Source organism: Cellulomonas sp. NPDC055163 (genome assembly GCF_053607065.1).
Genome location: NZ_JBSGSU010000001.1, coordinates 476,906 through 502,858, shown reverse-complemented (window position 1 = coordinate 502,858; position 25,953 = coordinate 476,906). Strand labels below are relative to the sequence as shown.

The following is a 25,953-nucleotide window of genomic DNA, read 5'->3' as shown; positions in this document are numbered from 1 at the left end:
GCCGCCCGCAGGGCCGCCCCCGGGGGTGCGCTCAGGGGTGGGCAGGGGCCTGACCAGGGGGTTCCCCCATCGCCCGCACCGCCCACCCGGGCCACGATGAGGGACGGCAGCAGTCCGACCCACCGAGGGACCACCCGCATGAGCAGCACCGCCAGCCCGACGAGCCCGGCCACCACGAGCACCCCGACCGCCCCCACCGCGTCCGCGATCGCGTACGCGCGCGAGCTGCGCAAGACGTACGGCGACGGCGACACCGCGGTGCACGCGCTCGCGGGAGTCGACGTCGACTTCCGGCGGGGCGAGCTCACCGCGATCATGGGCCCGTCCGGCTCGGGCAAGTCGACGCTCATGCACTGCATGGCGGGCCTCGACCGGCCCACGTCGGGCACGGTCGTCGTCGACGGCGACGAGGTCAGCCGGATGAACGAGCGCCGGCTCACGCGGCTGCGCCGCACGCGCCTCGGGTTCGTCTTCCAGGCGTTCAACCTCGTGCCCACCCTGACCGCGCTCGAGAACATCACGCTGCCGCTCGACATCGCCCGGCGCCCCGTCGACCGCGCGCACCTCGACGCCGTGGTCGCCGCCGTCGGGCTCCAGGACCGCCTGCACCACAAGCCGAGCGAGCTCTCCGGCGGTCAGCAGCAGCGCGTCGCGTGCGCGCGGGCGCTCGTGTCACGGCCGGCCGTGGTCTTCGCCGACGAGCCGACCGGCAACCTCGACTCCGCGTCGTCGGCCGAGGTGCTCGGGTTCCTGCGCCGCTCCGTCGAGGAGCTCGGGCAGACGATCGTCATGGTCACGCACGACCCGACCGCCGCGTCCTACGCGCACCGCGTGCTCTTCCTCGCCGACGGGCTGCTCGTCGGCGAGCTGCTCGACCCGACGCCCGCGTCGGTGCTCGACGCGCTCGCCGCCGCCGCGCAGTCCGCGGCGGACCGGTCCGCCGCCGCCCGGCCCGGGCGATGAGGCGCGTCGCGCTGCGGGGGATCCGCGCGCACCTCGTCCGCTTCGTGCTGTCGGTGCTCGCCGTGGCGCTCGGCGTCGCGTTCGTCGCAGGCACGTTCTCGCTGCGCACGATGCTCTCGGCGACCTTCACCGGGATCGTCGAGAGCACCACGACCGCCGACGTGTACGTGCAGGGCTCCGAGCAGGTCGGCGGGGCCCAGCCCGGCGCGTCCGGGCTCAACCCCGTGCCGCTCGCGCTCGCCGGGACGCTCGCGGGTGTCGCGGGCGTCGACCACGTGATCCCGGCGGTGCAGGGCCCGATCGTGCTCGTCGGGGCCGACGGCACCGCGGTGCAGAGCACCCAGGCGCCGTCGTTCGCGTTCGCCTACGACCCGCTCGACGACACCCTCGACCTCACCGACGGCCGCGCGCCCGAGGGTGAGGGCGAGATCGCGGTCGAGGCAGCGACGCTCGAGAGCTCGGGGCTCGCGCTCGGGGACACGACGACGGTCGTGCTCGGCGACGAGCTGCGGACCGTCGAGGTCGTCGGGGAGGCGACGGGCGGGACGCCGTTCGCGGGCGCCACGATCGTCCTGCTCGACGCCGACGTGGCGACCGCCGCGTTCGCCGCCGACGGGCTCGTCCCGCTGCACGGCGTCTACGCCGAGGACGGCGTGCCGGAGGCGGAGCTCGTGGAGCGGGTCGAGGAGGCGCTCGCCGGCGTCCCCGAGGCGGCGCAGACGGACGTGGTCACGGGGGACTCGCTCCGCGCGGACACCCGCGACGAGATCGACAGCCAGCTCGGGTTCGTCACGACGTTCCTGCTCGTCTTCGCGGGGATCTCGCTGTTCGTCGGCGGCTTCATCATCGCCAACACGTTCGCGATGTCCGTGCGTCAGAGGATGCGGGAGTTCGCGCTGCTGCGCGCCGTCGGGGCGTCGCCCGCGCAGGTGCTCGCGTCGATCCTCGTGCAGGCCGCCGCCGTCGGCGTGCTCGGCTCGGCGCTCGGCGTCGCGGGCGGTGTCGGCCTCGTCCAGGTGCTCAAGGTCGTGTTCGAGCGCATGGGCATGGCGCTCTCGGGCGAGATCCCGCTCGACGGGTTCACGGTCGTCGTCTCGATCCTCGTCGGGACGGTCGTGAGCGTGCTCGCCGCGGCGCTCCCGGCCCGCCGCGCCGCCCTCGTGCCGCCCGTCGAGGCGATGCGCGACGACGTCGCGGTGCCCGAGCGCTCGCTGCGGGTCCGGGCCGTGCTCGGGTCGCTCGCGGTCGTCGCCGGGGTCGCGGCCGTCGTGTCGTCGCTCCGGTCGCCCGAGGGCGCCGACGCGGGGCTCGTGCTCGGCGTCGGCGCCGGGGCGGTCGTGATCGGCACGCTCCTGCTCTCGCCGGTGATCGCGCGCTGGTCGGTCGGCGTGCTCGCGCTCCCGCTCGTCGCGACCGTCCGCCCGCTCGGCCGCCTGGCGCGCGGCAACGTCGTGCGCAACCCGCGCCGCACCGCGAACACCGCGGGCGCGCTCATGATCGGGATGGCGCTCGTCGGCGCGTCGGCGGTCCTCGCGGCCTCGGCGCAGGCGTCGACCAGCGCGATCGTCGAGGCCGAGGCGAACGCGGACCTCATCCTCCAGTCGGCCGGGTCGAGCTCGATCCCGGCGGGCGCGGTCGACGACGTGCGGGCGGTGCCCGGGGTCGACGCCGTCGACCCGTTCCTCGCCGGGTCGGTCCTCGTCGCACCTCCCGGGCGGGCGCCCGGACCCGAGGACGCGGGGCTCGTCGCGGGCATCGAGCCCGACGCGGTCGGGCGCAGCCTCGACGTCGAGGCGGTCGACGGCTCGTTCGGCGACGCGCTCGCCGCCGGACGGCTCGCCGTGCAGGAGTCGGCCGCCGACGACGAGGGCTGGGCCGTCGGGGACGAGCTCACGGTCGTCGGGGCGGGCGGGACGCGCACCGTGGAGATCGGCGCCGTGATCGACTCACGGGCCATCGGGACCTCGGTCGTGCTGCCCGCCGACCTGTTCCGCACGCTCGTCCCGGAGCAGCAGACGCTCCTGTCGACCGCGTTCGTGACGTTCGACGGCGGGGCCGACGGCGGCGACGTCCGGGCCGGCGTGACCCGAGCCGTGCAGCCGTACGTCGTGGTCGCCGTGCTCGACTCCGAGGAGTACGTCTCGCAGATCGCCGCGCAGATCGACCAGGTGCTCGTGATCCTCTACGCGCTGCTCGGCCTCTCGGTCGTGATCGCGGTGCTCGGGATCGTCAACACGCTCGCGCTCTCCGTGATCGAGCGGACCCGGGAGATCGGGCTGCTGCGCGCGGTCGGGCTCGGCCGGCTCCAGCTCGCCGGGACCGTCACGATCGAGTCGGTGCTGACCGCGGTGTTCGGGACTGTCGTCGGGCTCGCGGTCGGCGTCGCGCTCGCCTCCGCGATGCCCACGGTGTTCGCCGACGAGGGCCTGGCGACGCTCGTCGTGCCCTGGGCGAGCCTCGCGGCGATGCTCGCGCTGGCCGTCGTCGTCGGGGTGCTCGCCGCGGTGTGGCCCGGCGCCCGTGCGGCGCGGCTGCCGGTGCTCGAGGCGATCAGCTACGAGTGAGCCCGGCGCCCCGGCCGGTCCGGTTCATACCGGGGCCCGTCCCGGAGCGGGTGGGCGCCCGGCGTGGGATCCTTCAGCGTGACCTCTCACCCGAACGCCGCTCCGTGAGCACCGCCGTCCCGCGCCGCCGCCCTCGCGTCCTGCTCGTGGAGGACGACCCGGGCGACGTCCTGATGATCGAGGAGGCGTACGCGGACCTCGGTCGCAGCGACGACCTCATGGTCGTCAACGACGGCGTCGAGGCGCTCGAGCACGTCCGCCGCGAGGGTGCGTTCGCCGAGGCGCCGCGCCCGGACCTCATCCTGCTCGACCTCAACCTGCCGCGGATGAGCGGGCGCGAGGTGCTGCACGCGCTCAAGACCGACCCGGACCTGAGCCACATCCCGGTGGTCGTGCTGACGACGTCGTCGGGCGAGGAGGACATCGTCAACGCGTACACGGGGCACGCGAGCTCGTACGTCACGAAGCCCGTGGACTTCGAGGAGTTCGTGGCGGCGATCCACCAGATCGACCGCTTCTACTCCGAGGTCGCGCGGCTCCCCGACCACGCCGCGTAGCGGGTCCGGCCAGGTGCCGGGGACGTCGGGCGCCTGCGCGTCCGGCGCCTCGCCCCTCGGCGGTCCGGGTGCCCGCGGACCGGGTCGGTCGCTCAGGCCTCGCGCTCGGCGAGCCGGCCCAGCACGTCCGCGACGGTGCCCTGCTTCTCCGCGATCGTGCGGCTGATGGTCTCGTTGATCGCCTCGCGCGCCTCTGCCGCAGCGACCGCGTCGGCGTGTGCCGTCGTGAGGCGCGCGACCTCGAGGCACAGGCGCACCGTCTGGGCCACCTGCTGCGCGAACGCGTCGCCGCGCACGAGCACGTCGCCGTCCCAGGGGTCGAGCTCCTCGGAGTAGAGGTTCACGGACAGCTCGACACCCTCCGCGACGTGCGCGGGGATCCCGGCGCAGGAGCGGAAGCCGTTGTCGAGCGCGACCCGGCGCCACGACGCCCAGCGGGTGTCCTCCAGGATGTCCGGGACGAGCACGACCTGGAGCAGGTCCATCGCGGTGACGCACGGCCCCGCCCCGGTGTCGTACTCCGTCTGGTCGCACAGGCCCGCGCGCGCGGTGCTGGTCGCCACGAGGCGGTCGTGCCCGCGGTGGCGCACCGAGATGCTGATCTCGGTGCCCGCGAGGAGCTGGGTCCCGGCGCGCGACGCGAGGTCGTCGAGGTGGTCGCGCACGGTGCGGGCCTCGAGCACGAACGTCTCGAGCTGCTCGTCCGGCGGGAGGTCCGGGAGGCCGTCGTCCGGCCCGGCCGCGTGCGCGTCCGTGCGTGGGTCCCGCGGCTGCGCGGGGTGGTCCTGCGTCATCGTGCGCTCCGCTCCCGTCGCGATCAGAGCGACGACGCACTCTAACCGCGGGGACGCGCAGCACGGGCACGCGCGGCACGGACGGCACGGACGGCGGAGCCGGGCCACACCGGCTACACGAGCCGGCGCGACCCCGGCCGGACGACCCGCAGCCACCGGTACCCGTACCCGGGCAGCGCGATCTCCACGTGCCCGTCCTCGCCGCACGGGGTCGTCCCGTCCTCGAGCAGGTCGACGAACTGGACGTCCGCGTCGAGGTCCGGCAGGTGCAGCGGCACCGTGACCGGCTCGGCGGCGAGGTTGTGCACGGCGAGGAGCGAGCCGTCGCCCCACGAGCTGCGGTGCGCGAGCACGTGCGCGTGCGGCTGGTCGAGCACGTCGACGGTGGCCCAGCCGAGCTCGGGGCACTCGCGGTACCGGCGCACGAGCAGGCTCATGAACGTGAGCATCGAGTCGGGGTCGCGGCGCTGGTCGGCGACGTTGACGTGCTCGGGGGCGAACCCGCCCTCGACGACGGGGGCGGTCAGTCGCGACGCCGGGGCGCTCGAGAAGCCGCCGTTCGGGCCCGCGTTCCACTGCATGGGGGTCCGCACCGCGAGCCGGCCCTCGACCGCGAGGTTCTCGCCCATGCCGATCTCCTCGCCGTAGAACAGCGTCGGGGTGCCGGGCAGCGAGAAGAGCAGCGAGTACACCATCCGGACGCGCCGGGGGTCGCCGTCGAGCATCGGGGGGAGCCGGCGGCGCAGGCCGCGACCGAAGACCTGCATGTCCTCGTCGGGCCCGAACGCCGCGAAGACCTCGGCGCGCTCGTCGTCGGTCAGCTTGTCGAGCGTGAGCTCGTCGTGGTTGCGCACGAACGTCGCCCACTGCGCGTCCTTCGGCAGCGGGGGCCGGGCCTTCAGCGCGTCGACGACCGGCGCGGCGTCGCCCCGGGCGAGCGCGAGGTAGATCGCCTGCATCCCGGGGAAGTCGAAGATCATCGTGAGCTCGTCGCCGTCGCTGCCGCCGAGGAACTCCACGGCCTGCTCGTACGGCAGGTTGACCTCGCCGAGCAGGATCGCGTCCCCGGAGCGCCGGTTCATGAACGAGCGCAGCGAGCGCAGGTACGCGTGCGGGTCGACGAGGTCGTCGCGCGGGTTCGCCTCGGCGCCGTCGAGCAGGAACGGCACCGCGTCGACCCGGAAGCCCGAGAGCCCGAGCTCCATCCAGAAGCCCATCACCTTCGCGATCTCGTCGCGCACCTGCGGGTTCGCGACGTTGAGGTCGGGCTGGTGCTTGTAGAACCGGTGCAGGTACCACTCGCCGGTCTTCTCGTCGAGCTCCCAGATGCTGTCCTCCTTGTCGGGGAAGACGACGTCCTTCTTGGTGCCCTTCGGCGGCGGGTCGGAGCGCCACACGTAGTAGTCGCGGTACGGGTTGTCCTTGCTCGACCGCGCCGCCTTGAACCACGGGTGCTTGTCCGACGTGTGGTTGACGACGAGGTCCGCGATGACGCGCATGCCGCGGTCGCGCGCCGTGCGGATGATCTCGACGACGTCCCCGTGCGTGCCCAGGCGGGGGTCGACGCCGTAGAAGTCGGTGATGTCGTAGCCGTCGTCACGGTCGGCCGTCGGGTAGAACGGCATGAGCCACAGGCACGTCACGCCCAGGTCGGCGAGGTGGTCGATGCGCTGCGCGAGCCCCGTGAAGTCGCCCGTGCCGTCCCCGTCCCAGTCCATGAACTTCTGGACGTCGAGGCAGTAGACAACGGCGTTCTTCCACCACAGGTCCGCGGTGTCGGTGATCCTCACGCGTGGCCCACCTCCGCCTCGGCGCCCGGCTGCTGGTGCTCGGGCGCGTAGAGGTGCGGGTCGTGAGGGTCGGCGTGGCCGCCGCCGGCCGGGGCCGGGGTGCCCGACGCCGTGCCGGACGACGCCGCGCCGGACGAAGACGCGCCGGACGACGACGCGCCGGACGACGACGTGCCCGCGAGCTGCGGGACGACGCGCTCGCCGAACACGTCGACGAACTCCTCGAGCTCCTGGCCCACGTGGTGCAGGTACACCTGGTCGAACCCGACATCCACGAGCTCGCCGATCTGGTCGACGAGCCGCGAGACGTCCGCGGAGACCAGCACGGTCCCGCGGACCTGCTCGGGCGCGACGTCGGCCGCGACCACGTCGAAGTGCTGCGGCGTCGCGAGGTCCCAGCACACCGGCGGGGCGTAGATGTTGGTGCGCCACTGGTCGTGCGCGATCGCGAGCGCCTGCTCCTCGGTGTGCGCCCAGGACAGGTGCACCTGGAGCGCGAGGTCGCCGCGCCCGCCCGCACCGCGGTACTCGGCGACGATCTCCCGGAGCTTCTCGACGGGCTGGTTGGTGGTGATGAGCCCGTCGGCCCAGTCGGCGTGCGCGCGGGCGGTCGCGGACGTGACCGCCGGGCCGACGAGCTTGGGCGGGGTGTCCGGGAGGGTCCAGACGCGCGCCTCGTCGACGGTCACGAGGCCGCGGTGCGTGACCGTCTCGCCCGCGTGCAGCGCGCGGATGATGTCGACGCACTCACGCAGCCGGGCGTCGCGCTCGGCCTTGGGCGGCCACGGGTCGCCGGTGACGTGCTCGTTGGCGTTCTCACCGGAGCCGAGCGCGACCCAGAACCGCCCGGGGAACATCGCCGCGAGCGTCGCCGACGCCTGGGCGACGATCACGGGGTGGTAGCGCTGCCCGGGCGCGTTGACACACCCCATCGGCAGGTCGGTCGTGGCCAGGGCGGCGCCGAGCCAGGACCACGCGAAGCCCGACTGGCCCTGCCGCTCGCTCCAGGGCGCGAGGTGGTCCGAGCACATCGCGGCGCCGAAGCCCGCCGCTTGCGCCTGCTGGACCGCGCGCAGCAGCGCGGCGGGGTGGACCTGCTCGTGCGAGGCGTGGAGTCCGACGACTGTCATGCCGCCCATTCCTACCGGCCGGGCAGCGCCGGCGCGCGGCGAGCCACGGTCGGGGGACCGTGCGGCGCGGGGTCAGCGCAGCGCGACCCGGAACCACACCGTCTTGCCGCGGCGGGCGTCCACGTCGACGCCCCAGGCGTCCGCGAGGCGCTCGACGAGCTCCATGCCGCGCCCCCCGAGGTCGCTCGGGCGGGCGCGCCGCACGACGGGACGCACGGTGCTGTCGTCGCTCACCCGGATCGTCACGGAGCCGTCGGTGCAGCGCAGGGAGACGGCGATCGCGTCGGCGACCGCGCCGTACTTCACCGCGTTCGTCACGACCTCGCTCACGAGCAGCTCGACCGTGCGCGCCGCGGACGCCTTCGCGCCGTGCTCCTTCACCAGGCCGACGGCCCAGTGCCGCGTCTCGCGCGCCGCGGCGGGCACGGCGGCGACGCGCAGCCGCGCGCTGACACCCCGGCCGCCCTGCGCCGAGGGCGCCATCACGACGCTCCCTCGCGGGTGCGCGGTGCCCGCGGTGCCGTGCGCGGGTCGTCGGGCCGGCCCGCGAGGGTCGACGCTGCGGGTCGCGCCGTCGTCGAGCCCCGTCCGCCGGTCGCGGGTGCGGGGTCGAGCGTGCGAGCCACGACCCTCCCTCCGACGGACGAGCCCGGGGTACGGGCGAGCGCGCGCCATCGTATCCACCCGCGCGGGGCCGCTCGTGGCGTGCGGCGGGTGATCGTCGGGTGGGACGGGGCCGATCGCCTCGGCCGTCAGGCGTCCTGGTCGTCGAGCCCGTCCGGGGCCGTGGGTGCGGGGGCGTCGACCACGACGGCGTGCCCCCCGGCCGAGGCGAGGTGTGTGCGGTCGTCCGGGTCGACGTTCACGCAGATGAGACCGCCGCCCCGCCGCTCGAGGTGTGCGGCGGCCTCGTCGAGCACCGCGGTGACCCGTCGGCTCCCGATCCGTGCCGCGCCGAGGTCGAGGATGACGAGCGACGCGGACGCCGAGAGCGGGCCGAGCACGTCCGCGAGCCGGACGGCGTCCTCACGGCCGAGCACACCCGTGGGGCGCAGTGTCGCCGTCAGCCAGTCCGCCGCGGCGGGGAGCTCCGGCGGCGGGAACCCGGCGGCGCGCTGGTCGAGCAGGGTCGTGGTCATGGTGGTCGGCCTCCCGGCGGACCGGCGCGGCGCCGGCCCTGTCCGCGACCCACTGTCGCCGAGGCGCCTGAACGGCAGGTGAACGTCAGGCAGGAACCCGGTGGGAAGGTGGTGCGGGGTCGGCCGGGGCGCCCCGAGGTCAGGCGGCGACGGCGCGGACCCGGCGTGCGGGCAGGCCGACCCGCGTCACGAGGAGGAGGACCGCCGAGACGAGGATCGTCGCCGTCATCACGACCGCCATGCGGAGCGCCGTCGGCTGCCCGCCGACGCTGGTCAGCGGCGCGATCACGGCGCCGAGCCCGAACTGCAGCGCCCCGAGCAGCGCCGCGGCGGTCCCGGCGCGCTGCGGGTTCGCCGCGAGCGCGATCGCCGGGGCCGACGGCATCACGAAGCCTGCGGTCGTCAGGACCAGGACCAGGAGCGTCGTCACGGGCCAGAACCCGCCGCCCGCGGCCGTCACGACGAGCAGCGCCACCACGAGGACCACGCCCACCGCGACCGCCCACGCCAGGATGCGCTCGGGCTCGAACCGCCCGACGAGCGCCCCGTACACCTGCGAGCCGGCGGTGATGCCGGCTGCACCCGCCGCGAACACCCAGCCGAACTCCTGCGCGGAGAGGCTGAAGCCGTCCTGGAACACGAACGTGGCCGCCGAGACGTACGTGAACATCGCGCCCATGTACGTCGCGGAGAGGAACGCCAGCCCGAGGAACGTGCGGCTGGTCAGCAGCACGCGGTAGGAGCCGAGGGCCGCGCGCGTGCCGCCGGTCCGCCGCTTTTCGACCGGCAGCGACTCGCGCAGCGACACCGAGGCGATCACGAGCAGCACGAGGCCGACCACCGCGAGGAACCCGAACACGAGCCGCCACGACCCGAAGCGCAGCAGCTGCGCGCCGATCGTCGGTGCGAGCACCGGCGCGACGCCGACGACGAGCATGAGCCGCGCCATCATCTTCGACACGGCGACACCCTCGAACCGGTCGCGGATCGTGGCCATCGACAGCACCATCCCGGCCGCCGCGGCGAAGCCCTGGACGACGCGCAGGGCCGTGAGCATCGCGACCGACTCGACGAGCGCGATCGACGCCGAGACCAGCACGTAGAGCACGAGCGCCCCGAGCAGCGGCCGCCGGCGCCCGTACGCGTCCGAGAGCGACCCGATGAAGAGCTGCCCCAGCGCGAGCCCGGCCAGCGACGCGGTGAGCGTGAGCTGCACGGCGGCGGTCGAGGCGCCGAGGTCGGCGCCGATCTCGGGGAACGCGGCGAGGTAGGTGTCGAACGTGAGGGGGCCGATCGCGGTCAGCGCCGAGAGCAGCAGCACGAGGCCGACGCCGAGGCGGGTGCGCGCGGGCAGCGCCGCGGGGGTGCCGGTGGGGGCGGTGCTCGTGGGGATCGTGCTGGTAGGGGTCGTGCTGGTGGGGGTCGTGCTCGTGGGGGTCGCGCCCGGGCCGGTGGTGGTGGTCGGCGCGCTCGTCGCTGGTGGCATGACTGGCGCAACACCGGCACGGCGCTGCCTCTTCCGCGGTGTCCGGTCCGCGAGAAGACTCGGGCGATGACCCCGTTCGCCGACCCGCCGCCGTTCGCCGCGTGGGACCACCGGACGGCGCGGGAGGGCTTCGAGGTCGTGCACCTCACGAGGCTCGAGCGCGTCCGGCTCGGGGACGGCCGGCTCGGGGACGGGTGGCGGATCACCACGTGCACGACCGCGGTCGAGGACGGCGAGCCCTGGGTCGTCGACGCGGTGATCGACGTCGACGCGACGTGGACGACGCGGCGGGCCCGCGTCCGGGGGCTGTCGCCGGCCGGGGAGCGCACGCTCGTTCTCGACGCCGACGGCTCGGGCGGCTGGCGCGTCGACGGCGAGCCCGATCCGCGCCTCGACGGCTGCCTCGACGTCGACCTCGAGTCCTCTGCCGTCACCAACACGCTGCCCGTGCACCGCATGCGGCTCGCTGCCGGCGACGGCGGGCCGGCGCCGGCCGCCTACGTCCGGGCCGTCGGGCTGGGTGTGGAGCGCCTGGAGCAGACGTACGCGCGCGTCGAGCACGACGGTCCGGGGCGGCGGTTCGCGTACACCGCGCCCGCGTTCGGCACGGCGTGCGAGCTCCAGGTCGACGCCGCGGGGCTCGTGCTGGAGTACCCGGGGATCGCTGTGCGCCGGATCTGACGGCGCCGTCGTCCGCCCGGGACCGTCGTCGCGCCCGGCATGGCGTCGTGGCCACCGCTCGACCGGACGACGGGTGGCGCGGCCGTTCGTCGGGCGGCGCGACGGCGCTACCGTCGGGCGGTCGACCCGGAAGGACCCTCGTGACCACAGCGCCCGACGCTCCCGGCCCGCGCGAGCCGCTCGACCCGAGCACGCCGTCCCACGCGGAGGTCGTGCGCGTGCTGCGCGCCGCGGGGTGCGTCTTCGCCGAGGACGAGGCCGACCTGCTGCTGGCGGAGGCGCGCACCCCCGCGGAGCTCGCCGACCTCGTCGCGCGCCGCGTCGCCGGGCTGCCCCTCGAGCAGGTGCTCGGCTGGGCGGAGTTCGCGGGGCTGCGCGTCGTCGTCGAACCCGGCGTGTTCGTGCCGCGACGGCGGTCCGAGCTGCTCGTGCGCGAGGCCGTGCACCGGCTCGTGCGCGAGGCCGTGCACCGGCTCGGGCGCGGCGGCGCGGGGCCGGACGTCGCGAACCGGGGTCGGCGGTCGGACGCCCCGAGCGCCCCGGGCGGCGTGCGGGCCGGGGCGGGCCGGGCTGCGCACCCGGGCGACGAGCGGGCGCGCCGGCCCCCGGTCGTCGTGGACCTGTGCTGCGGCACGGGTGCGGTCGGCGTGGCGGTGCTCGCGCGCGTCCCCGGTGCGGAGCTGCACGCCGCCGACCTCGACCCGGCCGCGGTCCGCTGCGCGCGCCGGAACGTCGAGCCCGTCGGGGGCCGCGTGCACGAGGGCGACCTCGACGCGCCGCTGCCGCGCTCGCTGCTCGGCCGCGTCGACGTCCTCGTCGCGAACGCCCCCTACGTGCCCACCGGCGCGATCGCGTTCATGCCCCCCGAGGCGCGGGAGCACGAGGCGCCCGTCGCGCTCGACGGGGGTGCGGACGGGGTCGACGTGCACCGCCGCCTCGCCGCCGCGGCCCCGCGATGGCTCGCGCCGGACGGCCACCTGCTCATCGAGACGAGCGAGCGCCAGGCGCCACTGACCGCCGACGCGATGACCCGGGCCGGGCTCGTGCCGGTCGTGGTGCGCGACGACGACGTCGACGGGACGGTCGTCGTCGGCTCGCGCCGCTGACGCGCCCGATATCACCCGGTTCGTCGCACCCTCGCGGGTATCCGGTGGCGCCCCCGTCCGTCTGTTCTGCACAGCAGGTCACGACGCACGGAAAGGGACTGTCATGACGGAGAACGCCGACCCGTCGGCCGCGACGCTCAGGGAGAGGGTCGACCTCAAGGTCGACCAGTTCCTCGGCGGTGTGCTGACCGACTTCGAGAAGTCCGGCTTCAGCATCAGCTTCAACTCCGAGTCCAGCGAGTCCAGCGAGTCCAGCGAGACGAGCGAGACGAGCGAGACGAGCGAGACGAGCGAGTTCGCCCAGCTCGAGAAGTACCTGCGGGCGAGCGACCCCGACCCGATGGCGTGGGGCGCGATCCTGCGCACCGCGGCGCCGGTGCTCGAGGCGCTCCGCCAGCAGGCGCGGGCGCAGGAGTGAGCGCCCGGCCCGCCGTCACGGACGAGGCCTTCGTCCCGGCCGGGTGCCGCCCGCCGGTCACGCAGGACCTCGCGCTCGAGGCGTGGGCCGTCGGACGACGCCTCGTCGAGCTCGAGGCGACCGGGCGCACCCGCACCACGACGCGGGGCACGCGCCTCACCACCAGTCAGTCCGTCGCCGACCGGCGACGGACGCGAACGCATCGAGAAGGACGTGCATGACCATGGACGAGACGACATCAGGGGCGGCGGCGGTCGCCGACCTCGACGTCAAGGTGAAGAAGTTCCTCGGCGCCGTCGCCGAGGACATGAGCCACGGCGTCGACGTGCTCGCTGCGAGCGGCAGCGGCACCAGCGAGACGAGCGAGACCAGCGAGACCAGCGAGACCAGCGAGTCGAGCGAGGGCGGGACCGAGGTCGGCGGGGACGACGACATCCACAAGGACCGGGTCGCGGTCATGGGTGCGCTCCTGGCGGTCGACCCCGCCACGGACGAGTGGGGCCCGATCCTCGAGAAGGCCGCGCCCGTGCTGAGCCTGCTCGGTCTCGAAGTTCCGCAGGCACCGTCGGCGTCGCGGCGCTGACCGTGCTGCTGCTCCACGTCGCCCACCCCGGCGACCCCTGGCGACCGGTGCTCGCTGCGACCGCAGCGGGCGCCGGTCACCGGGTCGTGGCGACGGACGGCTTCGCCGGGCTCGACGTCGAGCTGCGCGTCGCGCAGGACGGACGCGCGCGGACGGTGCTCCGGACGTCGGACGGCGAGGACGTCGGCGGTGTCGTGCACCGAGGCGGCGTGTGGTCCGCCGAGCTGGACCCCTTCGTCGCCGCCGAGCGCGTCGCCGCCTGGTGGGGGCTGCTGGCGGGGTTCGACGGCCCGGTCGTCAACCGGCCCACGCGCCACGGTCTGCTGTGCACGCCGGACCGGTTGCGCACCCGGCGCTCGGCCGACGTCTGGCCCGGTGGCGCCGTGCTCCGTGCGAGCTGGCCCGCGAGCGCGACGGCCCTCCGGGTGCCGGTCGCGCGGACCGCGTCGCAGCACCGCCCTGTCGGTGCGCGGAGCCGTCCAGGTCGGTCCCCGCACGTGCGCGCGGGCGTCGAGGTGCTCGACGTGACGACGTGCACGCCCGGGCGGGTCGTGCGGGTCGCGGTCGCCGGGCGTACAGCCCTCGTCCTCGGTGCCGACGGCGCCTCGCCCCTCGCGGAGCCCTACGCCACGGTGCTCGCGACCGTGCTCGCGCCGGACCTGCCGCTGCTCGCGACGGTCGTCGTCGAGATCGTCGACGGGACGGCGCTGCGTGTGCTCGACATCGATCCGGTCCCGCACCCGGGGGCGTTCGGCGCCGGGCTCACGCTCGTCGCGCGGCGTGTGGTGGCGGCCGCCGCGGGGGGTGGGCAGCCGTGATCCTGGCCCTCGGGGTCGCCGCCGACCCGACGTTCCTGCACCTGCTCGCGTCGCTGCGCCGGCACGTCGCGGTGACTGCGGTCGACCTCGTGCACCTGACGCTGGCCGGCTCGTTCCGGCTCGACCCCGACGACGTGCGCGCGAGCCGGCTCCGGGCCGGTCGGACGACCGTGCACCTGGCCGACGTCGAGGGCGTGTGGGTCCGCCTGCCCGACGTGCGGGACGGCGCGCCGGACGCCCGGGCCCGGGACCGCGTCGCCGGCGTCCACCACGCGGTCGCGTGCGCGCTGCACGGGCTCGACGTCCCCGTGGTCAACCCGCCCCTCGTCGAGCCGTCGAACTTCAGCAAGCCCGCGCACCTGCTGTCGCTGGCGGCGCTCGTCGGCCTGCCGGTGCCCGAGTCCTGCCTGACGAGCTCGCCGGAGAGTGCGGCGGCGTTCGTCGCCGAGCACCACGGCGACGTCGTCTCGAAGGGTGTGAGCGCCACGAAGACCTGGGTGCGCCGGTGGGACCCGGTGACCGACCCGGGGCGCCTGCACCTCGCGCGGTCCACCCCGATCCTGCTCCAGCGTGCCGTCGCGGGGCCGGACGTCCGGGTGCACGTCGCGGGCGCCGGGCTCTTCGCGGAGCAGATCGAGTCCGCGCAGGTCGACTACCGCGTGCCCGGCGGGAGCAACGTCTTCTCGCCTGTCCCGTGCCCGCCGCACGTCGCAGCGGCGTGCCGGGCCCTGGCCGGGCACCTCGAGGCGCCGCTGCTCGGCGTCGACTTCAAGGTGGACGCGCGCGACGGCACGTGGGTGCTGCTCGAGGCCAACGTCATGCCGTGCTTCCAGGGCTACGACCGCCGGGCGCACGGGGCGATCAGCGACGCGCTCGTGGAGCACCTGCTCGGGTCGAGGGGGGCCGACGGGGCGACGGTGCGCCCGGGGACGCCGCTCCCGGGCTCGCGGGCAGGGTGACGCGGCTGCTTCCGGGCCGGGTGACGCGGCGGCTTCCCGGGCCGGGTGACGCCACCGCTTCCCGTGCAGGGTGACGCGGCCGCGCAGACCCTCGACCGCGCTGCGCGCCGTCAGCCGTGCCGCTGGCCGCCAGCCGTGCCGCTGACCGTCAGCCGCGCCGCGGGACGGTCCGGTGCGCGACGGCCACCGAGCCCGCCGCCACGACTGCCGCCAGCGCGAACCCTGCGGCGAACGCCCCGAGCGCCGCGGGCCCGCCGAGCGCCGTGAGCAGCGCCCCGCTCAGCGCGAGGACGAGCGCGATGCTCACCGAGTCCATGATCTGGAGCGCGGAGCTGTTGGCCCCCTGGCTCTCGGGCGGCGACAGGCGGAGGGTCAGGATCGACGTCGTCGGGAACGCGAGACCCATGCCGAGACCCGCGACGGTCCAGCCCACGTAGGCGATCGCGACGGGAACGGCGGGCGCGACGACGAGCGCGACGACGGTGATCCCGGCGACCATCGCCCCGCCCCCGGCACGCAGCCACCGGACGTCGGACCACCCGCCGAACCCGCGCCCCCGCAGCCACGAGCCGGTCGACCAGCTCACCGCCGCGCACGTGAGCACCGCGCCCGCCGCGGACGGGCCGAGGCCCCGGTGCGTCTGGAGCAGGAGCGGCAGGAAGACCTCGGCCGCGGTGAACGCCGCGCTCAGCAGCCCCCGGAGCGCGATCACCGAGGGCAGCCCCCGCGCCGCACGCAGCGTGCCGGTCGGGAGCATGCGGGGCAGGGTCAGCGCGACGGCCGCCCCGCCCGCGAGGGTCCACACGAGCGCCGACGCGCCGCGCTGCTGACCCGCGTGGTGCAGCGCGAGGACGCCGACGGCGGCGACGACCGAGAGAGCGACGAGCTGCGTCGACGTGCGGACGCCGGACCGGCCGGGTGCGGAGCGACCCACGGCGGCGCCGCCGGACGGCGCGGTGCCGGTCGCGTCACCGCGGGAGGGGGCCCCGGGGGTGGTCGTTCCCGCGGGCACCGCGTCGCGGGAGCCCGCGTTCTCCGTGGACGGGGCGTCGGGGCTGGTCGTGCCTGCGGACTCGCCGCCGCCCGACGGGCCCGCGGACGCCGGGGGAGCCTGCCGGATCGAGGCCAGCGCGGGCCACAGGGCGAGCACCGCGGGGACCGCGAGGAGCGGCACGCCCAGGAACACCCACCGCCACCCGAGCTGCTCGACGATCACTCCCGCGAGGAACGGCCCGATCAGCCCCGGGACCACCCACGCGGCCGCGAACGCCGCGAACACGCGCGGGCGCGTCGCCTCGGGGTAGACGCGTGCGACGACGACGTAGAGCACGACGCTGTAGAGCCCCGAGCCGACGCCCTGGACGACGCGGCCCGCGACGAGCACGGGCATGCTGCCGGCGAGCCCCGCCACGACGAGCCCGGCGAGGAACAGTGCGACGCCGGTGAGGAGCGGGGCGACGGGGGACCGGCGGTCGGACCACAGGCCCGCGACCGTGAGCCCGACGACGCCCGCCGCGACCGGCCCGGCGAACGCGGTCGCGTACAGCTCGAACCCGCCGAGGTCGGTGACGACGCTCGGCATCGCGGTCGAGACGGCGAGCGCCTCGAACGCGCCGAGGGCGATGAGCGCGAGCATCCCGAGGGTCGTCGCGCGCAGGCCCGGCACGAACGGGCTCGTGCTCCCCGGCGCCCCAGGGGCCGCGCCGGGCGCAGCCGCCGACGTCGCCGTGGCGGACGCCTCGGTGCCGGACGGGTCCGTGCCGGACGTCCGCGTGCGGGACGGGTCCGCGCCGGACGTCTGCGTGCGGGACGTCTGCGTGCCGGACGCCTCTGGGTCGGTCACGTGCTCCCCGCGCTCTCGTGGTCCCGACGACGCTGCGTGCGGTCGGCGAGCTCCACTGTGCCGCGCGCCGCCGGCACGCCGCCACCGCGTTCCCTCAGACCGCGCGCGCGTCGCCCGCCCCCAGCCCGGTCCACGGACGGACCCCGGGTTCGCCCGCCAGGCGGCTGCGGCGCGCGACGGCGGGCTGACACACTGGGCGCACACACCACCGCCTGGAGGGTCTCACCGTGCTCGTCTTCACCGTCCTCGGAGCGCTCGGGCTCGTGCTCCTCGTCGTGTCGCTGGTCTTCGGCGAGATGTTCGACGAGGTCGGGTTCGGCGAGGGCGGGCTGTCCGGCTCCGCGATCGGCATCGGTGCCGTGGTGTTCGGCGCGTCCGGCGTGATCGCCGTCGCGAACGACCTCGGCACCGGGTGGGCGTACGGGATCGCCGTGGCGCTCGCGGCGGTCGCCGCCCTGGTCTCGCAGCGGGTCATCACGGCCCTGGCCGCGAGCGACGACGCCCCGCCGCCCCCGCTCGACGGTGCGTACGGCGTGACGACCGCGACGACGGGACCCAGCGGCGGGGAGGTCCGCCTGGAGGGCGTGCGCGACCTCGAGAACCGCCTCGCGTGGGCCGACGAGCCCATCGAGCCCGGGACGCGCGTCGTCGTCGTCGCGGTGTCCGGCTCCCGCGTCCAGGTGACCCGCGCGTGAGCTGACCCCGCGCCACCCTCCCGACCCGCCCGCGCCCGGCCCGGAGCCCGCCCCGTCCCCAGCACACCCGCCCGCGGCGCGCACCGCCCGCAGCACGCACCGTCCGCACACAGACCGCGCACGCCGACGAAAGGAGCCCCGGGGAACCGGGGACCACCATGGACCAGCTTCTCGACGGGGGTGCCGTAGTCGCTGCGGTCGCCGCCCTGATCATCGCGTTCGTCGCCCTGATCGCCCTCATCACCAAGCGCATCCGCCGCGTGCCCCCGAACGAGGCGCTCGTGATCGTCGGGCGCGGCGCCGGCAAGAACGCCGTGGCGACCGACTCGGGTCAGCGCGTCGTCGTCGGCGGGCGCGTGTTCATCTGGCCCGTGCTCCAACAGGGCTTCCCGATCTCGCTCGAGCAGCGGCAGATCGGCATCACGGTCGAGGGCGTCGACAAGAACCGCATCAAGCTCGCGATCAAGGCGTCCATCAACTTCAAGGTGCGCGGCGACGAGGAGGGCGTGCGGCGTGCGGCCCAGCGCTTCCTGTCCCAGCAGGCGACGCTCAACGACGTCATCAAGGAGTCCCTCGAGGGCTCCCTGCGCGCGATCATCGGCGACATGACGATCGAGCAGATCATCTCCGACCGGAAGTCCCTGCAGGACGCGGTCGTCGCCTCGACCAAGACGGACCTCGCGGAGCAGGGCCTCCAGGTCGACCTGCTCAACATCTCCGACATCTCGACGCCCGGCTCGGACTACCTCGCGAACCTCGGCCGCGCCGAGGCCGCCCGCGCCCGTCAGGTCGCCGAGGTCAAGGAGGCCGAGGCCCAGCAGGTCTCCGAGTTCGCCAAGATCCAGGCGATGGAGCAGATCGCCGCCCGCCAGCGCGACCTGTCGCTCAAGCAGGCCGGCATCAAGGCCGAGACGGACCGCGCCAACGCCGAGGCCGACGCCGCCGGGCAGCTCGCGCGCGCCGAGCAGGACCGCCTGGTCGCGGCGCTGCAGCGCGAGGCGCTCTCCGAGCAGGCGCGGGTGACCGAGGAGCAGCTCGACATCGACGTCCGCAAGCCGGCCGAGGCCGCCGCGTACGCCGCCGTCCAGCAGGCCAACGCGAACCGCGACGCCACGAACGCCGCGACCGAGGCCGACGCGTTCAAGCGCATGCGCATCGCCGAGGCGAACAAGATCGCCGCGGTCCAGGACGCCGAGGCCGCCGCCGAGGCGACGATCCGCGCCGGCAACGCCGACCGCGACCGTCAGCTCGCGCAGGCGAAGGCCATCGAGGCGCTCGGTCTCGCGCGCGCCGAGGCCGCCCGCGCCGAGGGCCTGGCCGCCGCCGAGGCGACCAAGGCGCAGGCCGAGGCGCTCCGCGAGCAGGGTGCCGCCGTCCTCGCGCAGCAGGTCATCGCACTGATGCCGGAGATCGTCCGCGCCGCCGCCGAGCCGATCTCGGGCATCGACAACCTCACCGTGGTCTCGACGGACGGCGCGTCGTCGCTCACCAAGACGGTCGCGCAGGTGCTGAGCGAGGGCCAGGACGTCATCAAGTCGCTCACGGGGCTCGACGTCGGTGCGCTCGTCGGTGGCCAGGCGGGCGGCCACAACGGCGTGGGTCGCTCGTCGGACGGCGTGCACTCCTGACCCACCGCTGTCGGGGCCGGTCGCGTCCCGGCCGGCGGGGACGACTGTCCCGCGTGTGATCCCGGTGCCCGGGTGCTCGGCTCCTCGCCGCCGCACCCGGGCACCGGTGCGTCCGGGGGGTGACGACTCGCGGGACCGTGCCACGCGCGAAAAAGGAGCGGCGCGGGAGGGCGCTGTCGGGCGAGGCTGGCACCCGCGGGAGCGACACCGGGCCGGTGCTCCCGCCACCGGCACCGGTCGGCCCGTCGGGACGGAGGTACGCGTGGCGGCAGGCAGGATGCACGCGGACGAGGTGGTCGTCGACGCCGCGCTCGTGGGGCGGCTCGTCGCCGAGCAGCACCCGCAGTGGGCGCACCTGCCCGTGGTGCACGCGTCGTCGGCCGGGACGGACAACGCGATGTTCCGGCTCGGCGACGACCTGGCCGTGCGCCTGCCGCGCATCCCGGGAGCGGCGGACGGGGTCGAGCACGAGCAGCGCTGGCTCCCGGTGATCGGGCCCGCGCTGCCCGTCGAGACGCCCGTGCCGCTCGCGCTCGGCGCCCCGGACCACGGCTACCCGTGGCCGTGGTCGGTCTACACGTGGCTCGAGGGGGCCCCGCCCCGGCCGGGGGACGTGACCGAGCACCTGGTGCGCGACCTCGCCGGGTGCCTCGCGGTGCTGCACGCGCTCGACGTGCCCGGCGGCCCGCCGAACCACCGCGGCCTGACCTTCGACGCGCGCGACGCCGTGACGCGTGCGTCGATCGCGGCGATGCGCGGCATGCCCGGGATCGACACCGACGCGGTCACCGCCGTGTGGGACGCGGCGTTCGACCTGCCGACGTGCGAGCCGCCCGGGGTCTGGATCCACAGCGACATCGCCCCGGGCAACCTGCTCGTGCGCGGCGGGCGCCTGACCGGGCTCATCGACTTCGCGGGGGTGAGCCGCGGCGACCCGGCGGTCGACCTCCAGGTGGCGTGGAACCTGCTCCCGCGCGCTCTGCGCCCGGTGCTCCGCGCGGCGCTCGACGTCGACGAGGCGACGTGGCTGCGCAGCCGCGCGTGGTCGCTGTCGCAGGCGTGCCTGCAGCTGCCGTACTACGTCGAGACCAACAAGCCCCTCGCCGCGAACGCGCGGTACGTGATCGGCGAGGTCCTCGCGGACGCCGCCGGCCGGTAGGAGGGCCGGCCGCGCGGTCGCCACGCACGGGTGACGGGGCGACCGACGACCGACGGAGGCGCCCGCCGGTCCCTACGCTGGCCCGATGGGTGCACGCGGAGTCGTCGTCGGGGTCGTCGGGATCGGGGTGCTCGCCGGCGGTCTCCTCGTCGTGGACCGGTACGCGCAGGCCGAGGTGGAGCGCACGGCAGTCGACCAGCTCGCCGCCCGGCTCGACGTCACGGGCACCCCCACGGTCGACCTCGGCGGCTTCCCGTTCCTCACACAGCTCCTCGCGGGGTCGGTCGACGAGGTGGTCGCGCACGCCGACGGCGTGGTGCTCGAGGGCACCGAGGTGGTCGACGTCGACGCGACCGCCACGGGCGTGACGACCTCGGAGCCGTACACCGCGGCGCAGGTCCGGTTCACGGGGACGGTGCCGACCGCGTCGCTCGAGCAGCTCGTACGCGACCACAGCGAGGTCGACGCGGACCTCGCCACCGACGGCGCGGAGCTCGTCGCGTCGGGCTCGGTGCTCGGCCTGGAGCTGTCCGCCCGCCTCGCCCCCGCGGTCGTCGAGGGTGCGCTGCAGGTCGGGGTGACGACCGTGAGCGTGGGCGGCGTCTCGGTCGACGTCGCCGACCTGCCCGGACGCCTCGAGGACCGGCTCAGCGGCATCCCCGTGCCGCTCGACGGGCTGCCGGAGGGCGTCGTGCTGAGCGAGGTGCAGGTGGTGCCCGAGGGGGCCCGCATCGTCGCCGTCGGGCAGGACGTCGCGCTCCAGGCGCCGTGACTCCGCGGCGCAGCGCCTTCGCTGCGCCGCCGACCCGGGAGGCTCGCGCCCGCGAGCCCGCCGCCGGTGCCTGCCGTCGCCCGTGCAGGTCACCTGGCCCGGGGACGGGGGCGATGACCCCGCGGCGCGCAGTTCCGTGCGGGTGGCGCGCGAGGAGGGGACCTAGCCGCGGTGCGCCTCCTGCGCCGCTCGCAGGTCCAGCACGTCGACCAGGCGGCGCAGGCTGGCGACGTCGGCGGGGTCGTCGGGGTCGGCGGGGTGGGCCGTCGCGAGCAGCAGCAGCCGCCCGCCCGACAGCGGACGGATGTGCGCCCACGGGGCCTCGACGACGCGCGCCTCGCCCAGGGTCGCCAGCTGGCGTGGGCCCCAGACGTTGACCCACCAGACCGCCGGGGGGACGCCCAGGCGGTCGAGCTCCTGCGGCACCAGGAGGTCGGGCAGCGCCAGCCCGTCGGGGACCGGGGGCGGGGCCGGGACGTGACGGCGCAGGTCCGGTGGCGTGGCAGCGAGCGCCCGCTCGTGAGCGCGACGGCCGTGGTAGCGCAGGAGCAGCTGCTCGTCCTCGACACGCCCGTAGTCCGCCTCGAAGGCGACGGCGCCGGCCGCGGCGACGACGGGGACCTCGCTCGGCGGCAGACCCGTCACCGACAGCCAGGCGATCCCGACGCCCCCGGCCGGGGTGGGCTCGACGTCGAGGACGATCTCGGGGCCGTCGTCGCACAGCAGCCGGCAGACCCGGGGTTCACCCGATCTCCTGGCGGCGTCGACGCCCGCCAGGTAGGCCGTCAGCGCCGCGGGTGCCGGACGGACCGGGACCTCCGGTGGCTCACCGGCGACCCAGGCGGCACCGGGTGCGAGCGCGTCGGCCAGCGCGGCGAGTGGCGCGGCCAGCTCGGTCAGGTTCTCGGCGGGGCGCTCGAGCACCAGCCGCGAGGTCGCGGGGACCGGGTGCGCGTTCATCGTTCGGGGAGGGCGAGCACCGGAGGGACACCGCCCCAGCGGGTCGTGAGCATCGCGGCGATGTACCTGTCGGGGTGCGCCCACAGGTGCGTGTACCCGCACGGGAACGCGACCGCCATGCCCAGGTTCTTCTGGACGTCCCACCGGGCCAGCGTCAGCGTGGTCAGCGAGCGGCTGCCGGGGTTGTGGAACCACCCGAACCCCGTCTTGACCTCCCACACGTTGCTCGTGCCGGTCTGGAGCCCGTCGTAGTTGATGCCCAGCCCTGCAGGCGTCCGCACGTAGTAGTCGAGCGGGGTGCCGGTGACGCGGGTCGCGTAGGCGTCGTGCCGGGCGTGCCCGCCCCGTCGCGGCACCGGCGTCGCGAAGCAGACCTCGCGACGCCCTCCGCCGCCGGTCGCCGTCTGCGGGGCCGGGACCGCCATGGGATCGCCCTCGCCGTCGGCCGCAGGGTCGGGCTGGAGCTCGCGCGCCTGGTAGAGGTGCCGGAGGTAGTCGCGCTGCGGCTGGGACAGCCCGCCGGTCCACTCGTACTCCTCGGGGCTGCCGTAACCGAGCCCGGTGATCGGGCTGACCGAGTCCATCCACGCGGGCGCCGTGCTGTTCGGCCACAGGAGGATCAGGAGCACGATCACGATGCCGAGGAGCGCGGGCGGAGGCAGCGGCACCGGGCGGGGGGCCACGGTCGGCGGCACCGGGCGCGGAGCGAGAGTGGGTGGCGGGGCGGGCGCGCCTCTGCCGCCGGGCAGGAGCTCGAGCGGCGGACGCCCCGGAGGAGGGGGTTGCTGGGGCAGCGGCATCGCACCGCCCGCGGCCGGGGCCCCGACCTCGACCGGCTCCTGCCGCGCGGGGCCCAGGTCGGGGAACGCCCCGACGTCGGGCGGGCGGAACGGCGGGTCGAGGAGCCCGGCCGCGCGCCACTCGCCCACGAGACCTGCCAGGACCTGCGGCCGGCCGGTCACCGCTGGCTGCGCAGGTGTCGCCGGGTGGTCCTGCCGCTGGACCGGCACGTCCACGGGCGTGACGGCAGCGTCGCGTCCGCTCGGGCCGGACCGCTGCACGACCGTGGACGTCCGGAGCGCCGCGCACGTCGCGGCGTTGCCTGCGCTCCGCTGCAGGCGGAGCACCGTCGCCTGCGCGCCCGAGGCCTGGGACCAGGTCGTCACCACGCCCGGCTCCCGTGGGGCGTGGTTCGGTGCGGCTGTGGCAGCAAGTCGCTCGTCCATCGCACGCTCCCGGATCGTCGTCGAACGCTAGCCCGTCCGTCCGTGAGCGCGGCGGGTCGCGGACGACGTCGGCGCCTTCGGGGCCGCAGGTCTGCCCGGGCGGACGGGGCGCGGGGGCACGCCCGGCCGTCCCCGGGCGGCTCGCCCCCGGACGGTGGTGCCTCGCCGTCGCCGAAGATCTGGTTGGCTGCGCACCGGAGGTGATCCGTGGACCTGATCAGCGAGATCTGGCAACGCGCGACGAGCACGCAGGACCCGGCTGTCCCGGCCGTCGTCCTCGTCACGGCAGGGGTGGCGCTGCTGTGCCTCGCCCTGCCGAGGCTGTGGCACCTGACGCGGCACGCGCTGACGATCGTGCACGAGGGCGCGCACGCGACGGTGGCCGTGCTCACGGGCCGGCGGCTCGCGGGCATCCGGCTGCACTCGGACACGTCCGGGCTGACGGTGTCGGTCGGGCGGCCGCGCGGGCCGGGCATGGTCGCGACGGCGTTCGCGGGGTACGTGGGGCCGGCGTTCCTCGGGCTCGGGGCCGCGTGGCTGCTCGGGCGCGGGTACGCCGTCGGGCTGCTGTGGCTGCTCGTGCTCGCGCTCGCGCTGCTGCTCCTGCAGATCCGCAACTGGTACGGGTTGTGGACGGTGCTCGTCAGCGGCGTCGTGCTCGTCGGCGTGACGTGGTGGGCGCCGGTGGAGTGGCAGCTGACGTTCGCGTACGCCGTGACGTGGTTCCTGCTGCTCGGCGCCCCGCGCGCGGTGCTCGAGCTCCAGCACTCGCGCCGCCGGGCCCGGGGGCGCGGGCAGTCCGACGCCGACATCCTCGGGAACCTCACCCGGACGCCGGGGATCCTGTGGGTCGGGATCTTCCTGGTCGTGACGCTCGGCGCGCTGGCCCTCGGGGCGTTCTGGCTCGTCGGCTGACCCGGCGCTCCGGCGCACACGCCGTGCGCCGGGCCCGGCGTCAACCGGCGAGCGCTTGCGCCGCGAGCCGGGCGCGCTCGCGGCCCCACGCGGCGAACGACTCGAGCTCGGCCCGGTGCGCCGCGGCGAGCGCGCGCTCGGCGTCGTACAGCGCCGTGACGTAGGTGTCGACGAGGTCGGTCCGGTCCTTGCACCCCACGTCGGCGACCGCCTGCTCGACGAGCTCGGGGGTCACCGGGTCGGTGCTGGCCGGCACGGGAACCGCGTCGAGCTCGTACCCGCGGCGCGCCATGCACGCGAACCACCCGTCGAGCGCCCGCACCACCGCCGGGTCCCGCCCCGCGCTCCGGAGCGCCTCGCCGTAGAGCCGCTCCTGGATGCGCCGGTCGACGGCGGGGTCCGCCGGGGTGACCTGGTCGAACGCCCGGCCGCTGCAGCCGCCGTCCTGCGCCCCCGCCGCACCCGCGGCACCCGCGGCACCCTCGCCGGTCAGCGCCGCGAGGTAGGCCGGGTCGGGCGTGCGGGCCGCCTCCCGCTCGAGGCGAGCGCGCTCGTCGAGGCGGGCCTCGACGTCGAGCACCTGGTAGCCCGTCGTGCGCGCCCGGTCGAGGCTCACGAGCCCGAGGAACCCGCCCCAGTGGGTCACGGGCTCGCCGACGACGCCGTCGGTGCCGGTCCGGCCGTCGGCCCCGGGCACGCCGCCCGGCCCGCCCGCGTCGCCGCCGGGGTCCGCCTCCCGCTCGACCGCGAAGCCGCGCTCCGCCATGCACCGCGCGGTCAGCTCCGCGACGGCGCGCGCCACGGTGGCGGCCTCCGTCGCGCTCCACCCCCATGCGTCGAGCGGCGGCGGCCCGTGCTCCGCGAGCAGCCGCAGGTTGCCCGACGGGTCGGCGTCCGCGTCGACCACGGTCGGCTCGCCGGCGGCCCGCTCCGTGGCGCCCGCGGCCGGGGTGCCCCCGAGCGACGGCGGCGCAGCGCCCGCGTGCGCGTCGCCGCGGTCCGCGGCGCACCCGGCCGACCCGGCCACGAGGACCGCGACCAGCACGGTCACGACCGCCCGGCGCACGGTGCGCCCGGGCACCGGTGTCCCGCCGCTCACGAGATCAGGAACGACCCGCTCCACCCGACCGCGCCCGTGACGAGGTTCCGGTTCCTCGCCCAGAGCGACGACGTCCCGGTGCCCCACTGGTTGCTGTACGAGTAGGTGCTGCCCTGGGCGAGGCCGAGGCGTTCGGCGCCCTGCCCGGGGTACCCGGCGCCGACCACGCCCGCGGACGTGTAGGGCTGGGTGCGGATGCGGACCCCGTCGTGCAGGTAGTCGTACGCCTGCGCCGGCGTCGCGGCGGCGAGCCCGCCGAGCGCCAGGCCGGCGGACAGGGTCAGGGTCGTGATGGTGCGTCTGCTGTGCATGCTCGTACCTCGTCGTCGTGGCATGTGCCGCAGGCCCCCCGCGGCTGCCACGACCGTAGGGCGCGGCGCGTCGGCGAGCAAAGGCGGACGTCAGCGACGTGGCGGGGGGCGCGGTCGGCTCGGGCGAGGCCGGCGGGCGTCGGACCGCGGTGGCTGCACGGGTCCCCGGGGCGTGGTGCCGACCGCTCGCAGATCACCCGGCGAAAAGTGCCCGCGACGCCCGGTAGTAGGTTAATGTTTCAACCAGAAGGCCCGTTGCCTGCCCCCTGCGCAACGGGTCTTCTTCATGCCCGGACCCGCTCGGCACCGTCGCGCACGCCGCGACGGACCTGAGTGACGCCGCCCGCCCGCACCCAC

The 25,953-nt window shown here is 75.8% G+C and carries 25 protein-coding genes; 14 read left to right on the top strand and 11 right to left on the bottom strand.

Features of this window, described 5'->3' with window-relative positions:
- The first annotated feature begins 138 nt into the window (after window positions 1-138).
- From ACWFNE_RS02150 to ACWFNE_RS02140, 3 genes are all read left to right on the top strand, one after another.
- Complete coding sequence (locus ACWFNE_RS02150) at window positions 139-963, top strand: ABC transporter ATP-binding protein (RefSeq protein ID WP_452120812.1); 825 nt, start codon at window positions 139-141, stop codon at window positions 961-963.
- The gene (locus tag ACWFNE_RS02145) at window positions 960-3,527 is read left to right on the top strand and encodes an ABC transporter permease (RefSeq protein ID WP_452120811.1); all 2,568 of its coding nucleotides are present in this window, start codon (window positions 960-962) and stop codon (window positions 3,525-3,527) included. Before ACWFNE_RS02150 ends, ACWFNE_RS02145 begins: the two co-directional genes overlap by 4 nt.
- A 104-nt stretch (window positions 3,528-3,631) precedes the next feature.
- Window positions 3,632-4,084 carry a response regulator gene (locus tag ACWFNE_RS02140; RefSeq protein ID WP_452120810.1) on the top strand — a complete coding sequence of 151 codons (453 nt, stop codon included), beginning with the start codon at window positions 3,632-3,634 and terminating at the stop codon, window positions 4,082-4,084.
- Between the two features lie 92 nt (window positions 4,085-4,176).
- On the opposite strand, the gene ACWFNE_RS02135 is transcribed toward ACWFNE_RS02140, so the two are convergent.
- The 6 genes from ACWFNE_RS02135 to ACWFNE_RS02110 form a co-directional block, all read right to left on the bottom strand.
- The gene (locus ACWFNE_RS02135; RefSeq protein WP_452120809.1) at window positions 4,177-4,878 is read right to left on the bottom strand and encodes a GAF domain-containing protein; all 702 of its coding nucleotides are present in this window, start codon (window positions 4,876-4,878) and stop codon (window positions 4,177-4,179) included.
- A gap of 113 nt (window positions 4,879-4,991) precedes the next feature.
- Window positions 4,992-6,668: an alpha-amylase family protein gene (locus ACWFNE_RS02130; protein ID WP_452120808.1), complete on the bottom strand. Its 1,677-nt coding sequence runs from the start codon at window positions 6,666-6,668 to the stop codon at window positions 4,992-4,994.
- Window positions 6,665-7,798: a TIGR03885 family FMN-dependent LLM class oxidoreductase gene (locus ACWFNE_RS02125; RefSeq protein WP_452120807.1), complete on the bottom strand. Its 1,134-nt coding sequence runs from the start codon at window positions 7,796-7,798 to the stop codon at window positions 6,665-6,667. Before ACWFNE_RS02125 ends, ACWFNE_RS02130 begins: the two co-directional genes overlap by 4 nt.
- 72 nt (window positions 7,799-7,870) lie before the next feature.
- Complete coding sequence (locus ACWFNE_RS02120; RefSeq protein WP_452120806.1) at window positions 7,871-8,281, bottom strand: ATP-binding protein; 411 nt, start codon at window positions 8,279-8,281, stop codon at window positions 7,871-7,873.
- A 269-nt stretch (window positions 8,282-8,550) separates the two neighbouring features.
- Complete coding sequence (locus tag ACWFNE_RS02115; RefSeq protein WP_452120805.1) at window positions 8,551-8,937, bottom strand: hypothetical protein; 387 nt, start codon at window positions 8,935-8,937, stop codon at window positions 8,551-8,553.
- 139 nt (window positions 8,938-9,076) lie between these two features.
- Window positions 9,077-10,423: a multidrug effflux MFS transporter gene (locus tag ACWFNE_RS02110; protein ID WP_452120804.1), complete on the bottom strand. Its 1,347-nt coding sequence runs from the start codon at window positions 10,421-10,423 to the stop codon at window positions 9,077-9,079.
- Window positions 10,424-10,489: 66 nt separating this feature from the next.
- On the opposite strand from ACWFNE_RS02110, the gene ACWFNE_RS02105 reads away from it, so the two are divergent.
- From ACWFNE_RS02105 to ACWFNE_RS02080, 6 genes are all read left to right on the top strand, one after another.
- Window positions 10,490-11,104: a putative glycolipid-binding domain-containing protein gene (locus ACWFNE_RS02105; RefSeq protein WP_452120803.1), complete on the top strand. Its 615-nt coding sequence runs from the start codon at window positions 10,490-10,492 to the stop codon at window positions 11,102-11,104.
- A gap of 212 nt (window positions 11,105-11,316) precedes the next feature.
- The gene (locus ACWFNE_RS02100; RefSeq protein WP_452121128.1) at window positions 11,317-12,210 is read left to right on the top strand and encodes a methyltransferase; all 894 of its coding nucleotides are present in this window, start codon (window positions 11,317-11,319) and stop codon (window positions 12,208-12,210) included.
- A 103-nt stretch (window positions 12,211-12,313) separates the two neighbouring features.
- The gene (locus ACWFNE_RS02095; RefSeq protein ID WP_452120802.1) at window positions 12,314-12,628 is read left to right on the top strand and encodes a hypothetical protein; all 315 of its coding nucleotides are present in this window, start codon (window positions 12,314-12,316) and stop codon (window positions 12,626-12,628) included.
- 217 nt (window positions 12,629-12,845) lie between these two features.
- Window positions 12,846-13,211: a hypothetical protein gene (locus tag ACWFNE_RS02090; RefSeq protein WP_452120801.1), complete on the top strand. Its 366-nt coding sequence runs from the start codon at window positions 12,846-12,848 to the stop codon at window positions 13,209-13,211.
- A 2-nt stretch (window positions 13,212-13,213) separates the two neighbouring features.
- Window positions 13,214-14,029: a hypothetical protein gene (locus ACWFNE_RS02085; RefSeq protein WP_452120800.1), complete on the top strand. Its 816-nt coding sequence runs from the start codon at window positions 13,214-13,216 to the stop codon at window positions 14,027-14,029.
- Entirely contained in the window at window positions 14,026-14,988 is a 963-nt protein-coding gene (locus ACWFNE_RS02080; RefSeq protein WP_452120799.1) for an ATP-grasp domain-containing protein, read from the top strand. Before ACWFNE_RS02085 ends, ACWFNE_RS02080 begins: the two co-directional genes overlap by 4 nt.
- 148 nt (window positions 14,989-15,136) lie before the next feature.
- Here the strand turns inward: ACWFNE_RS02080 and ACWFNE_RS02075 are convergent, their stop codons facing one another.
- Window positions 15,137-16,831: an MFS transporter gene (locus ACWFNE_RS02075; protein WP_452120798.1), complete on the bottom strand. Its 1,695-nt coding sequence runs from the start codon at window positions 16,829-16,831 to the stop codon at window positions 15,137-15,139.
- A gap of 227 nt (window positions 16,832-17,058) precedes the next feature.
- On the opposite strand from ACWFNE_RS02075, the gene ACWFNE_RS02070 reads away from it, so the two are divergent.
- From ACWFNE_RS02070 to ACWFNE_RS02055, 4 genes are all read left to right on the top strand, one after another.
- Window positions 17,059-17,526 carry an NfeD family protein gene (locus ACWFNE_RS02070; protein ID WP_452120797.1) on the top strand — a complete coding sequence of 156 codons (468 nt, stop codon included), beginning with the start codon at window positions 17,059-17,061 and terminating at the stop codon, window positions 17,524-17,526.
- A 158-nt stretch (window positions 17,527-17,684) separates the two neighbouring features.
- Entirely contained in the window at window positions 17,685-19,154 is a 1,470-nt protein-coding gene (locus ACWFNE_RS02065; protein WP_452120796.1) for a flotillin family protein, read from the top strand.
- Between the two features lie 262 nt (window positions 19,155-19,416).
- Window positions 19,417-20,313 (top strand): aminoglycoside phosphotransferase family protein, encoded by an 897-nt coding sequence (locus ACWFNE_RS02060; RefSeq protein WP_452120795.1) that lies wholly within the window; start codon window positions 19,417-19,419, stop codon window positions 20,311-20,313.
- Window positions 20,314-20,398: 85 nt separating this feature from the next.
- A complete protein-coding gene (locus ACWFNE_RS02055; RefSeq protein WP_452120794.1) occupies window positions 20,399-21,085 on the top strand; it encodes an LmeA family phospholipid-binding protein in 687 nt (228 codons plus the stop codon).
- A gap of 162 nt (window positions 21,086-21,247) precedes the next feature.
- On the opposite strand, the gene ACWFNE_RS02050 is transcribed toward ACWFNE_RS02055, so the two are convergent.
- Both ACWFNE_RS02050 and ACWFNE_RS02045 read right to left on the bottom strand, forming a co-directional pair.
- Window positions 21,248-22,045 carry a hypothetical protein gene (locus ACWFNE_RS02050; protein WP_452120793.1) on the bottom strand — a complete coding sequence of 266 codons (798 nt, stop codon included), beginning with the start codon at window positions 22,043-22,045 and terminating at the stop codon, window positions 21,248-21,250.
- Complete coding sequence (locus ACWFNE_RS02045; RefSeq protein WP_452120792.1) at window positions 22,042-23,214, bottom strand: DUF6310 domain-containing protein; 1,173 nt, start codon at window positions 23,212-23,214, stop codon at window positions 22,042-22,044. Before ACWFNE_RS02045 ends, ACWFNE_RS02050 begins: the two co-directional genes overlap by 4 nt.
- A 264-nt stretch (window positions 23,215-23,478) precedes the next feature.
- Here ACWFNE_RS02045 and ACWFNE_RS02040 point away from each other — a divergent pair, with 264 nt between their 5' ends.
- The gene (locus ACWFNE_RS02040) at window positions 23,479-24,186 is read left to right on the top strand and encodes a M50 family metallopeptidase (RefSeq protein WP_452120791.1); all 708 of its coding nucleotides are present in this window, start codon (window positions 23,479-23,481) and stop codon (window positions 24,184-24,186) included.
- Window positions 24,187-24,226: 40 nt separating this feature from the next.
- Here the strand turns inward: ACWFNE_RS02040 and ACWFNE_RS02035 are convergent, their stop codons facing one another.
- Together ACWFNE_RS02035 and ACWFNE_RS02030 are read right to left on the bottom strand one after the other, a co-directional pair.
- The gene (locus tag ACWFNE_RS02035) at window positions 24,227-25,285 is read right to left on the bottom strand and encodes a hypothetical protein (protein WP_452120790.1); all 1,059 of its coding nucleotides are present in this window, start codon (window positions 25,283-25,285) and stop codon (window positions 24,227-24,229) included.
- Complete coding sequence (locus ACWFNE_RS02030; RefSeq protein ID WP_452120789.1) at window positions 25,282-25,596, bottom strand: hypothetical protein; 315 nt, start codon at window positions 25,594-25,596, stop codon at window positions 25,282-25,284. The genes ACWFNE_RS02035 and ACWFNE_RS02030 overlap by 4 nt, the downstream gene beginning before the upstream one ends.
- Between the last annotated feature and the right edge of the window lie 357 nt (window positions 25,597-25,953).

Coding starts and splice junctions, on each gene's coding strand:
- ACWFNE_RS02150 (WP_452120812.1), top strand. CDS start 139: ATGAGCAGCACCGCCAGCCCGACGAGCCCGGCCACCACGAGCACCCCG.
- ACWFNE_RS02145 (WP_452120811.1), top strand. CDS start 960: ATGAGGCGCGTCGCGCTGCGGGGGATCCGCGCGCACCTCGTCCGCTTC.
- ACWFNE_RS02135 (WP_452120809.1), bottom strand. CDS start 4,878: ATGACGCAGGACCACCCCGCGCAGCCGCGGGACCCACGCACGGACGCG.
- ACWFNE_RS02125 (WP_452120807.1), bottom strand. CDS start 7,798: ATGACAGTCGTCGGACTCCACGCCTCGCACGAGCAGGTCCACCCCGCC.
- ACWFNE_RS02120 (WP_452120806.1), bottom strand. CDS start 8,281: ATGGCGCCCTCGGCGCAGGGCGGCCGGGGTGTCAGCGCGCGGCTGCGC.
- ACWFNE_RS02115 (WP_452120805.1), bottom strand. CDS start 8,937: ATGACCACGACCCTGCTCGACCAGCGCGCCGCCGGGTTCCCGCCGCCG.
- ACWFNE_RS02110 (WP_452120804.1), bottom strand. CDS start 10,423: ATGCCACCAGCGACGAGCGCGCCGACCACCACCACCGGCCCGGGCGCG.
- ACWFNE_RS02105 (WP_452120803.1), top strand. CDS start 10,490: ATGACCCCGTTCGCCGACCCGCCGCCGTTCGCCGCGTGGGACCACCGG.
- ACWFNE_RS02095 (WP_452120802.1), top strand. CDS start 12,314: ATGACGGAGAACGCCGACCCGTCGGCCGCGACGCTCAGGGAGAGGGTC.
- ACWFNE_RS02090 (WP_452120801.1), top strand. CDS start 12,846: ATGACCATGGACGAGACGACATCAGGGGCGGCGGCGGTCGCCGACCTC.
- ACWFNE_RS02065 (WP_452120796.1), top strand. CDS start 17,685: ATGGACCAGCTTCTCGACGGGGGTGCCGTAGTCGCTGCGGTCGCCGCC.
- ACWFNE_RS02055 (WP_452120794.1), top strand. CDS start 20,399: ATGGGTGCACGCGGAGTCGTCGTCGGGGTCGTCGGGATCGGGGTGCTC.
- ACWFNE_RS02050 (WP_452120793.1), bottom strand. CDS start 22,045: ATGAACGCGCACCCGGTCCCCGCGACCTCGCGGCTGGTGCTCGAGCGC.
- ACWFNE_RS02030 (WP_452120789.1), bottom strand. CDS start 25,596: ATGCACAGCAGACGCACCATCACGACCCTGACCCTGTCCGCCGGCCTG.